The sequence below is a fragment of the Bacillus oleivorans genome (assembly GCF_900207585.1).
Classification (GTDB): Bacteria; Bacillota; Bacilli; order Bacillales; family JC228; genus Bacillus_BF; species Bacillus_BF oleivorans.
On sequence record NZ_OAOP01000004.1, the window covers coordinates 1 to 12,912 of the forward strand.

Consider the following 12,912-nt stretch of genomic DNA (forward strand, 5'->3'; position numbering starts at 1 on the left):
TATTAGCCCCGGTTTCCCGGAGTTATCCCAGTCTTACAGGCAGGTTATCCACGTGTTACTCACCCGTCCGCCGCTAACCTTCAGGAGCAAGCTCCTAAAGGTCCGCTCGACTTGCATGTATTAGGCACGCCGCCAGCGTTCGTCCTGAGCCAGGATCAAACTCTCCATAAAAGTGTTTGATATAGCTCTTTAAAAAATAGAATTAACGTTGACGCTTTTCTTTGTTCAGTTTTCAAGGAACAATGTGTTACTTCTTGTTTCCATGCTCAAGCTGAAGATTACTTCTTCGAAAAAGCTCTGATGCAGGAGCAAGATTACTATGTTAACACATAAATCATTATGCGTCAATAGTATTTTTTGATTTAATGCTTTCTTGCTATTAAATCGAATTTTCACTTCCGATTTAATGTTATGATGCAAGAGCATTTTTTGGTTAATCGCCTTAAAACAGCGACTTTTATATCATAACACCCTCATTCAAGAGTGTCAATATAAAATTTCTAGTTGTTTTTCTTTCTTGCTGGTCGCATCAGCGACGTTTAATACTATATCAAGATAACACCTATAGAGTCAACCATTTTTTCAAAAAAAATATACGCAGAGATTATTGTCTTTAGAGTCCCTGCGTTATTCTTTTTTATGATTCTGAAGTGTACGCATAAAATCGGTGGAACAGTCCTGAACCCTTGGTCTCTTTTTCGATAACTTTGATTACTTTTCGTTCGACTAAGTATTCAATAAGCATCCCTAAATCGACAGAATAGATTTCAAGTTCTGGATGAGTGAGGATCTCTTGAAACTGCCAATACTCTTTTTCCTTTAAGACTTCTAATAAGTGACCAGCACCTATTTCAGTTTTAGAATGAATTAGAAATTCACTGGCAAGAAACAAAAGCTCCAGTCTTTTATCCAGTGTCTCTTCACTAGTTACAAGTTCTTCATATAGCTTATAAATTTCCGGCTCAATTTGCTTTACTTGGTTCCAAACGGTCACTTCCGGATGAAAGCCATTTTCGATGACCGCTAATCTCCCTAAATGATGTAGAGAGTGAACTACATGGTTGTACGCGTCTAAATACTGTTTATTTTCAAAGAAAGACTTTCCGTCCATATAGCGGCGAATAAGCTTTGCAAATTCTAAACCCATTTTTACTTTTCTGCCATAAAACGGGAAGTCTCTAATTTCCTCTTTAAGCTGGTCCATAAATTCGTTTCGGTCAAATAGAATTTTTCCATTATACAGCCATTCAAAGATTTTTCGGTTCGTTCCAAACATAATCCATTCCCGCAATTGTGTTTCACTCACAATGTGCAGCGCAGCTTTTTTATTTTCATATGCATAGTGTTTTATATATACTTTGTTAGTCTCATCATTTGTAATGACTAATAATACGGCATCAAATGTGTCCGTAAATGCACTGGCTTTTTGATTTTTCTCTATAAGAATAACGCCTAATGTTCCAGGCTGGCTTGCTCTTTCCTGATATATGGGTCGAAGGATATCTTCCATGGTCTCTCCTCCAATTGGTTAATAACATCTATTTCTACAATTTAATCAAAAGTCCTCCTTAATCGTACCACGAATCTATTTTCAATGAAGTATTATTAGAAGATAAAAAAGTATGGTATATTGTACCGTAGGAGGGACAATCTTTATGCTTAAATACTCTAGCAAGATTAATAAAATCCGCACATTCGCATTAAGTTTAATCTTCGTTGGCTTTATTGTCATGTACTTTGGCATTTTTTTTCGCACTAAACCAATCATCATGACGATTTTTATGTTACTTGGTCTTTTATTTATAATTGCCAGTACAGTTGTTTATTTTTGGATTGGTATGTTATCAACAAAAGCAGTACAGGTTACCTGTCCAAGCTGCGGAAAAGTCACCAAAATCCTCGGCCGAGTAGATATATGTATGTATTGCAATGAACCGCTGACTCTTGACCCTGCATTAGAAGGAAAAGAATTCAATGAGGGTTATAATAATAAAAGGAAATCTAAGGAGCTATAATTTATTTAAAAAACACGTAAACGAGGCTAGCCACATTAACTGGTTAGCCTCGTTTTTTTATTTAAATTAAAAAAGTCACTCGAGTGAGCGACTTTTCAGTTTTCTTAATGCGTTTCTTTTTTGCTGCAGTCATCACAAGTTCCGTAAATCTCCATGCGATGATGAGTTACTTTAAAACCAGTAACATGTGAAGCAAATTGTTCTACTTCATCAAGTCCTGGATAATGGAAATCTACAATCTTCCCACAACTCTCACAAATAGCATGGTAATGATCTGTAGTCACAAGATCAAATCTACTGGATGAATCTCCATATGTTAGTTCTTTCACTAACCCCACATCTTTAAATACGCGCAAATTATTGTAAACTGTGGCTACGCTCATGTTTGGAAATTTTCCCTCAAGCGCTTTATAGATATCATCAGCTGTAGGATGACTCATTGATTGAATTAAGTACTCTAAAATCGCATGACGTTGTGGTGTGATCCGAACACCTGTGTCTTTCAAAGCAGATATAGCCTCTTTAAGTTGAACTTGGGTCACCGTCATGCACCTTCTTTCTTGAAAAGTATTATCAGATTATAATATTTATAATTAGTGTACTAGGAGTTTAGACTTATTGTCAATATCTAGCATAGGCGGAATCCCTAAAATTAAATTTCATGAAGGTTTTTTTCCAAACACCCAGTATTCGCATTTACATAACGGGCAACGACAAAAAGAAAATCAGATAATCGATTTAGATAGGAAAGAACAAGCGGATTAACGCTATCGCCAATTCTGACAGCGAGCCGTTCAGCTCTCCTTACAACTGTTCTTGCCACATGAAAGCTAGCACCTGACGGATGGCCGCCTGGCAAGATGAAGTTTTTTAATGGAGCAAGGCTGGCATCTAATTGGTCGATGCTTACCTCTAGCTCTGTTATATGGCCAGTCTCTAATTTCCACTTCACTTCTTTTCCTGCAGGTGTAGCAAGCTCAGCCCCGACATGAAAAAGAATCGTCTGTACAGTATGTAGTATACGCAAAAGTTCCTCTTTACCTTCAAAATCAACAGCTTGTAAAAAACTTACACCTTGACCTATGTATGAGTTCGCTTCGTCACAGGTGCCATATGCTTCTACACGTAAATCAGCTTTTGAAACCCGATCCCCGTAAACAAGTGAGGTCAATCCCTTGTCACCGGATTTAGTATATATTTTCATGATTAGTACCTCCTGTCCAATTGGATCACATTTTTCATTTCGCCAGGTACTCCTTTAAATATATGAAGATTGTGAGAAAAAATGTCAAAAGCCCGCGGCAAATAGCGCTTACTCTTCCCCGAGATATGTGGAGTAATCGTAACATTCTCCATTGTCCATAATGGATTTTCTTTTCGAAGAGGCTCTTCTTCTAGCACATCTAAATAAGCATGGGCAATTTCCTGTTCCTGAAGGGCATTTATTAGAACATCGATCTCGACTAGGCTGCCTCGTCCTATATTAATAAAAACTGCACTTTGTTTCATTAATTTAAAATGCTTTTTTTGCAGTAAGTGCTTGGTTGATTCAAGACTCGGTAATACGGAAACAATATAATCTGCCTGCTGAAGTGGTTGTTCCCATCGATCCATACTATACATTTCGTCAAAATTCTCAGCATTCCTTCCAGTCGTATTCACGCCTATTGTATGCATGCCAAATAATTGACAGCGTTTGGCTATCTCACCGCCAATGGCTCCAGCCCCGAGGATAAGAACGGTAGCTCCATATAGTTCTTCTGTTTCAATACGGCGGTTCCAGTTGCTTACCTTTTGTTCGAAAAGAAAACGATCGAACCGTTTCGCATGCCGCAGCATTATACCAAGTGTATATTCGGCCATCGGAATTTGATGAATCCCTCTGGCATTTGTAACTAGGATATTTCTTGCTTGAATCGCTTCAAAAGGTAATTTTTCGACTCCTGCAGACATGACGGATATCCATTGCAGATTCTCGGCTTTTTCAATATCTTGGGCCGTTAAATCTTCCCCATATGTAATAAAAATCTCGGCTTCTAAAAATTCATTATAAAAATCTCCCTTTATTCCCTTATTAAAAAGAAATTGATCTTCGGGAAAGAGCTGACGAACTTGTTCTTGCAAATCCGCGGAAGGCAAGATTGAGGAAACGATTTTCATTGATGGATCCCCCTTTTTCGAAATCTTTTTATTCATTTTATCATTGAAATAATTTGGAAGGGAGACATTTTGCTGCAGAATCTTCATCTCAGGTGCCAAATAAACGAACTCAGGATCGGATTAGCGAACTCAGTAGACGATAACAGAACTCAGAAGCCTGGTAACCGAACTCAGTTAACCGTTAACCGAACTCAGCAGAGAATAAACGGACTTACACACCTTTTAAACGAACATAAATCCGGATAAACGAACTCAGACACTCGATAAACGAACTAAAAGCCGGTTAACCGAACTCAGCACCTGTTAATTGGGAACTCAGCTCCCGGTTTTCGGAACTCAACTCTCGGTTTTCCGAACTCAGCACCCTCTATTCCGAACGCAGCACCCTCTATTCCCGACTCACCTTTCCGTTACCGTATACAGCCCAAGATAATCAAACCCAACCACCCACAAAAAAATACGAGCCCACCTTGTGGACTCGTAACCGAGAAGTATTGAGGAGGTATGCCCTAATAACAAGTTATTCTCGCAAGACGAGTTCGGCATGGACAATTGTCCCCCTTTTTAAAAATGGGCCATTTTATTTAGCGCTATGTTCTTTTATAAACTCAAGGGCTTCTTCCACATGCCCTGCCACTCTCACCTTGCGGAATTCCTGCACTACTTTTCCATCTGGGTCAATAATAAAAGTGGATCGCACAATCCCCAAAAATTCTTTGCCAAACATTTTTTTCGGCTTCCACACACCATAAGCTTCGGCGACTTCATGATTTTCATCAGCCAGTAATAAAAACGGCAGACCATGTTTTTTAATGAATTTTTCATGAGATTTTATCGGATCTGTACTTACCCCTAATATCACGGCATTCAATTCCTTAAACTCTTCATAGTAGTCACGAAAGTCACATGCCTCGGTTGTACAGCCTGGGGTCATGTCTTTAGGATAGAAATAAAGGACTACATATTTACCTTTGTAGTCAGATAATTTTACGGTTTCACCGTTACTGGCCACAAGTTCAAATTGCGGTGCTTTTTCTCCAACAGTCACTGTCATCATTATTCCTCCTGCTGACAAATTCTTTAGGTATAGGGTAACGAAAGCCGCTGTGAAAAACAACTTTCCCGCTTTAGTTGAAGGACCGGTGTGCCTCTTGCCTTACTACTTTTATGACAAAACTTGTCGGGATTATATAACCGGTAAACGCTTCAATGATCGCGATCAGCTTTCCGATCCCGATTGGAACAAAGTCACCATACCCTACAGCAAACAATGTCATCCCGCTCACATATAAAGAGTCCGTTAACATATTAAAGTAATTACCACGTTCTAAATCCTTTATCACGGTTATGCCATTTAAAGTCAAAATAAGGTAAAGCAAGGCAAAACCTATTAATACGGTCCAATACACCGATATATAATAATACACATACCTGCTGATTTTAGGTCTGCGGGAACGGTCATCCGTTATCACCCCACTCAGGCTTAAAGAAAGGATAAATATGATAAATACCATAAATACAATGAACATGCCTTCACCCTAATCTTTTTTCTACCAATATATGAGACAGGCTGTCTGAACTATTCTTAAACCTTAATACTCCCCTTAAAATTTATGGATTTTTTGAACAAATCCGCCTCCCTTTATGAAAACAAGATTCGCATGCTACAATAAAATCGATTAAACCTTAGAGGAGTGTCTTGATTGAATTTTTCACAATCGGAAGCGTTACATACAGAAGCATTGGAACATATTGTTGGGGGTGTCAATAGTCCTTCTCGTTCTTATAAAGCTGTCGGTGGCGGCTCACCTGTTGCAATGGAACGGGCAGAAGGCGCCTATTTTTGGGATGTCGACGGCAATAAATATATTGACTATCTAGCAGCGTATGGTCCGATTATTACCGGACATGCTCACCCGCATATTACAAAAGCAATTACAAAAGCCGCGGAGACTGGGGTTCTATATGGAACACCGACGAGACATGAAGTTAAGTTTGCCAAAATGTTAAAGGAAGCTATCCCATCCTTAGATAAGGTACGTTTCGTCAATTCAGGGACAGAAGCGGTCATGACAACGATTCGCGTTGCCCGCGCTTATACTGGAAGAGATAAAATCCTGAAGTTTGCTGGCTGCTACCATGGTCATTCCGATCTTGTATTAGTAGCTGCTGGGTCAGGCCCATCCACTTTAGGAACACCGGATTCTGCTGGCGTACCAAAAAGTATTGCCCAGGAAGTCATCACCGTTCCATTTAATGAAATTGAACCTTTAAAAGAAGCATTAGATAAATGGGGTAACCAGATTGCTGCTGTATTAGTGGAGCCAATCGTTGGGAACTTCGGAATTGTTGAGCCAAATCCGGGATTCCTCGAACAAGTCAATGAGTTAACCCACAATGCCGGGGCCCTCGTTATTTATGATGAGGTCATCACCGCATTTCGTTTTATGTATGGCGGAGCACAAAACCTGCTTGGGGTAACGCCTGACCTGACTGCTCTAGGAAAAATTATTGGCGGCGGGCTGCCAATCGGTGCCTACGGCGGCAAGAAAGAAATTATGGAGAAAGTTGCGCCGCTTGGTCCAGCCTACCAAGCTGGAACAATGGCAGGAAACCCTGCTTCGATGCTTGCCGGAATTGCTTGTTTAGAAGTTCTGCAGCAAGAGGGTGTCTATGAAAAATTAGACCAGCTCGGCGTAGTGCTGGAAAACGGAATTCTTCAGGCAGCTGAGAAGCACGGTGTCTCAATTACCATTAATCGGCTTAAAGGTGCCCTCACTGTTTATTTTACCGATCAAAAAATTGAAAACTATGAGCAGGCTCAAGAAACCGACGGCGAAATGTTTGCGAGATTTTTTAATTTAATGCTCCACCAAGGAATTAACTTAGCCCCATCTAAGTACGAAGCATGGTTCTTAACAACGGCTCATACATTAAAAGATGTTGAAAAAACACTTGAAGCTGTTGATAACGCTTTTTCACAATTAAAGTAAAAATGAAAAATTATGCAGAGTGGTGAATATTATTCCACTCTGTTTTTATTTTGCTTGTACTTTTGCAAGCGTTTACATTATGGTGGCACCAATTACCATTCAATCATTTGCATAATTATTTGATTTCAGAAAATTCTTATGATAAGATAGTGGTACCGTTCTGAATTTTCCATCTATTTTGCTATTCTGTCTTTTAGCACTCCTGTATCTTGAATACCCTTACATATGTTCCTGCCCACACAAATGTTTTTAAAGGAGGTGAAGGCTGCTAAGGTAGAACTTAGTTAGCCGATTCTAATGAAAAAATGGAGTCCCAAGCAATTTTCCGAATACTTTCATGCTGAACACGATGCATGTGGAATTGTAGCCTCAATTGAAAAAAAGCGAATCCCTACAAAAGAAAATATTATGAATTGTATCAATGCGCTAATTACGATGAATCATCGTGCTGGTTTTATTAATGGCGAAGGTGACGGGGTTGGTATCCATATCGACGTCCCTAAAGCATTATGGAAAGAAAAGCTTAAAGCAAACAACGCTGATCCTTCCCTCGTTAATGACCCAGCCTTTACAGTGGGTCATTTTTTTATCAGCCGAAATAATCACGAACAGGCTATTGTTGAATTAAAGCAGCTTTTATCTGACAATAGCTTTCAATTAGTCTTTGAATCTACTAAGGAAGTAAGAGAAGAAGCATTAGGGCCCAAAGCTCGGATAGAAAATCCGGTATTTTGGCAAATCGCTGTATTAGGCGATGCTTCCGACGAAAAAGCCTATAATGAAAAAATCTTTCAATTTATCATAGCTGCTGAAAATAATTTAAATGTGCACGTGGCTTCTTTTAGCCAGCATCATGCGGTTTATAAAGTAATGGGTGCGGGAGATTTGCTTTCTCAATATTTTAAAGACATTTCCAACCCGTTAATTGCCTCTACCATGACTTTAGGTCATAACCGTTATTCGACTAATACATTGTCTAACTTTTTTAGAGTACAGCCTTTCAGTATTTTAGGACATAACGGAGAAATTAACACCATCTCTAAGCTTGAGGACGAGGCGAGAATGCTGGATGTTCCATTGGTCGATGGCGGAAGTGACTCACAAAACCTAAACAGAACGATTGAGTCATTCATATTTCAAAAAGGGTATTCTTTATTCGAAGCTGTAGATATTGCATTCCCGCCAATTATTAATGAAATTAAGTCCTATCCAGAGCATTTGCAGGATTTATATACGTATATTCGTGAGGCATGGGGGCATTTCGCGCAAGGCCCTGCTGCCATTATTTCGCGCTACAAGGATGAGGCCGTATTTAGTGTCGATGCGCTCGGATTAAGACCTCTATGGTTACTATCTACAGAGTCTTCTTATCTGTTCTCATCTGAACCGGGAATCAAACTGACTTCTGAATACGTAGATGATCCAAAGCCGCTCGGCCCTGGTGAAAAAGTAGGGTTGAAATGGCATGGTGAAGACATTCGTGTTTACTTTATGGAGGACTATCAGCAAGAGGTTTATCAAAGATTCTCGAGCAGACACGAGATTGCAGGCGTGAGAAAACAGCTCTACCCTCCTACCATTGCGGAACCTGAAAATAGAATTGTCGAAATTTCCAATAATCAAATCACCAATGGACAATACAATGCATTTGGCTGGGAAAGAGAACATATTCAGCTGCTGGAGCAAATGGCTGAAAAAGGTGCAGAACCGATTCGTTCACTAGGACATGACGCACCGCTTGCAGCTATGAATCCAAGTAGATCCAACATCAGTGATTTTATTAAGGAAAGTGTGGCCGTTGTTACAAATCCGGCGATTGACCGCGACCGGGAAATGGAACACTTCTCAACCAGAACCATTTTAGGAAAAAGACCTGCTCTTGGCGGTGGTACTCAAATCGAGGAGATTATCCAGCTTGCGAGTCCCATTTTACTCGAAGGAAAAATTGGCAGTTTAACGAGCCCATCGATCGAACAGCCGAGTTATGAACAAGTCGTTTATTTCTTTGAAAGCAAAAAGCTAAGCTATTCGATTTCAACAACATTTACAGAGGAAGAAACGATTGCTGAAGCCCTAGAGCGAATAAACGATGAAGCAGTCGCTGCCGTTACTGAGGGGCACACGATTTTAATCCTTGATGACAAAATGGCTCACCGTGACGGGAACCTATGGATCGATCCGCATCTGGCCGTATCTTCCATTCACCAGGAACTCGTTAAACAAAAACTGCGGAGAGAGTGCTCGATTCTAGTACGGTCTGCTGCGATGAGATCGTTGCATGATCTCATGATTGCCTTTGGCCTTGGAGCTAATGCCGTGAACCCATATTATATGTTCACAACTGTATTTGACGGAGAACCAAATCCTGTCGTGAATCTTTTTTCTGCCCTAAATAAAGGCATTGAAAAAGTTATTTCTACCATTGGAATTCACGAGCTTAGAGGCTATGGACGTCTCTTCTCAAGCATCGGGCTTCATGATGAAGTCGCAGACGTGCTGCAGATTGTCAACTTCCTTGGGTCTGACCAAGTCAAACATAACTTCGACTACTTAAAAGAAGACTCACTGCAGCGTGCTATGGATTATAATGATGAATCAACCCGGATCGGGAAAACCTTCCACCTCTTCCCGCGTATATGGAAGGCACTCGGTGATGTAGCTAAAACGGGTGACTATTTAGCTTATCGGGAAAAAATGGATGAACAAGAACAAGAAAACCCAACAACAATTCGTCACTTAACCGAGCTGAAAAAGAACGAAAAATCCACGATTAACCCAGCTGATGTCAATATCTCAGTGGGAGATCACAGTCTCCCATTCGTGATTGCATCGATGTCATTCGGTTCACAAAACGAAATTGCCTTCCGTGCCTATGCAGAAGGAGCCGATCGGTTAAACATGGTCAGTATGAATGGTGAGGGCGGAGAAATTAAAGATATGCTCGGGAAGTACCCGAAGACAAGAGGACAGCAAATCGCTTCAGGTCGCTTTGGAGTGAATGCAGAGCTCCTCAATTCTTCTAATCTATTAGAAATTAAGATTGGTCAAGGAGCGAAGCCTGGAGAAGGTGGACATCTGCCTGGTTCGAAGGTAACAGCCAAAATTGCCGAAGCGAGAAATGCAACGATTGGATCGGATTTAATCTCACCTTCTAACAACCATGATATTTATTCAATTGAAGATTTGGCCCAAATGATTCATGAGCTAAAAACTGCTAATGATCAAGCTAAGGTTGCGGTAAAGGTTCCTGTTGTACCAAACATCGGAACGATTGCGGTTGGAATCGCAAAAGCCGGCGCTGATATTATTACGCTTAGCGGCTTTGATGGCGGAACTGGGGCGGCACGGATTCACGCTCTTCAATATGTAGGACTTCCAGTCGAAATTGGGGTAAAAGCAGCTCACAACGCATTATTAGAAGCAGGTTTACGATATAAAGTTGAAATTTGGGCTGACGGCGGAATTAAGAGTGCAAAAGATGTCCTAAAAGTGATGCTTCTTGGCGCAAACCGAGTCGGTTTCGGTACCCTTTCCATGATCGCAATTGGATGTACCACTTGCCGCGGCTGTCACTTGGATACATGTCATGTTGGGATTGCAACGCAAATTGAAACCGAGGTTCAGGCAAAAGAACATGGTCTGCGCCGGTTTGTTCCTCGACAATTTGACCTTGCTGTCCAAGGAATCGTTAATCTGTTCTCCGCTTTCGGTGAAGAACTGAAACGTTTAGCTGCTGAAATGGGTGTGAAAAATCTCCAGGATGCAGTCGGCCGTTCGGATTTACTTGAGCATGCGAAAGGACTAGAACTGCTTGATTTAAGTGAGTTGCTTAAACCAATTACAGTTGAGTCTATGCCGTCCATTGAAGCAGCTGCTGCGCTTGAAGAAAATTCTCTGTCTATGGCTGTTGGTGCCGAAAGCTATGACGCTTCCTTTAGCGATATTCGTGAATCTAAGGAATTCGTCGGCATTATCTCAAACCAGCGCGTTTTAGGAAGCCGAGTTTCCGGCCATCGTGTAAGAGGACGTCTAGACGGATCCTATCGCCAGCTTCCTGCAGTTCATTTTAGCTTTAAAAAAGGATCGATTCCTGGAAATGGGCTCGCTGCATATAACACAGAAGGCATCACCGTCTCCATCCAAGGCGGAGCACAAGACGGGGTCGGAAAGACTTCATTTGGCGGTAAAATTGCCGTCCTAAAAGGAAAAGGAAAAGACGGTTTCTTCTACAATGGTTCAGTCGGTAAAGGCTTTGGATATGGCGCTCAATCTGGTCTGCTTATTGCTCAAGGCAATGCCGATGCCCGGGCCGGAATCCGTTTATCCGGTGCCGACCTTATTATCGGAGGTCACCGCAAAGTTCCAGTTCCGCAACAGGAAAATGGAAACTTAGCGGTTCATGCCAACATCAAAGGCTTTGCCTTCGAATATATGACAAACGGAAGAGGTCTTGTCTTAGGAGATCCTGGTCCATGGATTTGTGCAGGTATGACAGGCGGTGTCGTCTACCTTCGTCTCGATCCAGCGATTGGATTAACTCAAGAAGCCCTTCGCCGCAGAATCGCAAAAGGAGCGAAGGTTTCCATCCAGTCTTTAGATGAAAACAGCAAAAAAGATGTCATTGAACTGCTTGGTTCGTATTTAACTGCCCTGGCTGATACGGAACAGTATGAAGAAATTAATTGGATTAAATCGCTCCAAAACAATCCAGAAAAACATTTTGTTCAGGTTATTCCATCTAAGGAACAAGCCGACCCATCTGTTTCAACAGAGTGACAGGTGTCTGGATTGGTTAGTTGGCCCGCTGCCACAAATTACTTGTGGCGGCGGGCTTTTTTGTGTATGAGTTTTTATTTGATAAGGTTTTTAAGGGTTTTACTGGTGGGTTTTATTCATTTAGATGTTGGGGGTAATAATTGATGTCCTGGGTGGAGGTGGATTGGGCGTTTTTGGAGAGATTTGGGCGGTATGGTCGATAATTAGGCGGCGTGATGCAGATTTGGGCGGAGTTCGCTATTAATTGGGCGCGCGGTGCTGGGTTTTGGGCGGAGTTCGCCATTTATTGGGCGGGTGGTGCTGCGTTTTGGGCGGAGTTCGCTATTTATTGGGCGAGTGGTGCTGCGTTTTGGGCGGAGTTCGCCATTTATTGGGCGAGTAGTGCCTCGTTTTGGGCGGAGTTCGCCATTTATTGGGCGGGTGGTGCTGCGTTTTGGGCGGAGTTCGCCATTTATTGGGCGGGTGGTGCTGCGTTTTGGGCGGAGTTCGCTATTAATTGTGCGGGTGGTGCTGCGTTTTGGGCGGAGTTCGCCATTTATTGGGCGGGTGGTGCTGCGTTTTGGGCGGGGTTCGCCATTAATTGGGCGCGCGGTACTGGGTTTTGCGGCTTTCAATATTTTTGGAGCACTCTCCCACCCAGTTTGAGCGGATTTCAATGTTTTTGGAGCACTCTTCCACCCAGTTTGAGCGGATTTCAATGTTTTGGAGCGACGCTGCACCAATTTGGAGCGCTGTTACCTGCTATGAAGTCCATTACCTGCTCTGGAGCACCCTCTCAACTTCTGTTGCACCTCTCCTGCCTTCCTGCTCTCGCACTTTCTTCCTTATTTTAGTTCCTCCACCCAACTTTTCTCTTGAACATTCTCACTAACCCATGTATAGTACAATAATGCTTAGATTGCTAATATTAAGGTGTCATGAGCAAGCTAAGTTTGAATATGATTTAAAAGCGGCTATATAAGACTAGC

Annotated in this window: 10 protein-coding genes and 1 rRNA gene; 4 read left to right on the forward strand and 7 right to left on the reverse strand. The window is 41.7% G+C overall.

From position 1 onward, the window contains the following. Together CRO56_RS09585 and CRO56_RS09590 are read right to left on the reverse strand one after the other, a co-directional pair. Nucleotides 1-171: ribosomal RNA gene (locus tag CRO56_RS09585) — 16S ribosomal RNA — on the reverse strand; the annotation flags it as partial. Nucleotides 172-637: 466 nt separating this feature from the next. Further along, nucleotides 638-1,510, reverse strand: coding sequence for a nucleotidyltransferase-like protein (locus CRO56_RS09590; protein WP_097158414.1), 873 nt, complete (start codon nt 1,508-1,510; stop codon nt 638-640). Nucleotides 1,511-1,655: 145 nt separating this feature from the next. Here CRO56_RS09590 and CRO56_RS09595 point away from each other — a divergent pair, with 145 nt between their 5' ends. Further along, a complete protein-coding gene (locus CRO56_RS09595; RefSeq protein WP_097158415.1) occupies nt 1,656-2,015 on the forward strand; it encodes a YgzB family protein in 360 nt (119 codons plus the stop codon). 104 nt (nt 2,016-2,119) lie between these two features. Here the strand turns inward: CRO56_RS09595 and perR are convergent, their stop codons facing one another. The 5 genes from perR to CRO56_RS09620 all read right to left on the reverse strand — a co-directional run bounded on the left by perR (nt 2,120) and on the right by CRO56_RS09620 (nt 5,704). Next, entirely contained in the window at nt 2,120-2,563 is a 444-nt protein-coding gene (perR, locus tag CRO56_RS09600; protein WP_425427188.1) for a peroxide-responsive transcriptional repressor PerR, read from the reverse strand. A gap of 104 nt (nt 2,564-2,667) precedes the next feature. After that, on the reverse strand, nt 2,668-3,219 hold the full coding sequence (locus CRO56_RS09605; RefSeq protein ID WP_097158417.1) for a cob(I)yrinic acid a,c-diamide adenosyltransferase: 552 nt from the start codon (nt 3,217-3,219) through the stop codon (nt 2,668-2,670). Nucleotides 3,220-3,221: 2 nt separating this feature from the next. Beyond that, entirely contained in the window at nt 3,222-4,175 is a 954-nt protein-coding gene (locus tag CRO56_RS09610; protein ID WP_097158418.1) for a D-2-hydroxyacid dehydrogenase, read from the reverse strand. 580 nt (nt 4,176-4,755) lie between these two features. Next, nucleotides 4,756-5,229 carry a thioredoxin-dependent thiol peroxidase gene (gene bcp / locus CRO56_RS09615; protein WP_097158419.1) on the reverse strand — a complete coding sequence of 158 codons (474 nt, stop codon included), beginning with the start codon at nt 5,227-5,229 and terminating at the stop codon, nt 4,756-4,758. Nucleotides 5,230-5,302: 73 nt separating this feature from the next. Beyond that, a complete protein-coding gene (locus tag CRO56_RS09620) occupies nt 5,303-5,704 on the reverse strand; it encodes an ion channel (protein ID WP_097158420.1) in 402 nt (133 codons plus the stop codon). A gap of 174 nt (nt 5,705-5,878) precedes the next feature. Here CRO56_RS09620 and CRO56_RS09625 point away from each other — a divergent pair, with 174 nt between their 5' ends. From CRO56_RS09625 to CRO56_RS09635, 3 genes are all read left to right on the forward strand, one after another. Then, nucleotides 5,879-7,168 carry a glutamate-1-semialdehyde 2,1-aminomutase gene (locus CRO56_RS09625; protein ID WP_097158421.1) on the forward strand — a complete coding sequence of 430 codons (1,290 nt, stop codon included), beginning with the start codon at nt 5,879-5,881 and terminating at the stop codon, nt 7,166-7,168. A 297-nt stretch (nt 7,169-7,465) separates the two neighbouring features. Beyond that, entirely contained in the window at nt 7,466-11,944 is a 4,479-nt protein-coding gene (locus CRO56_RS09630; protein ID WP_097158422.1) for a glutamate synthase-related protein, read from the forward strand. Between the two features lie 215 nt (nt 11,945-12,159). Then, complete coding sequence (locus CRO56_RS09635; RefSeq protein ID WP_097158423.1) at nt 12,160-12,777, forward strand: hypothetical protein; 618 nt, start codon at nt 12,160-12,162, stop codon at nt 12,775-12,777. Nucleotides 12,778-12,912: the final 135 nt, after the last annotated feature.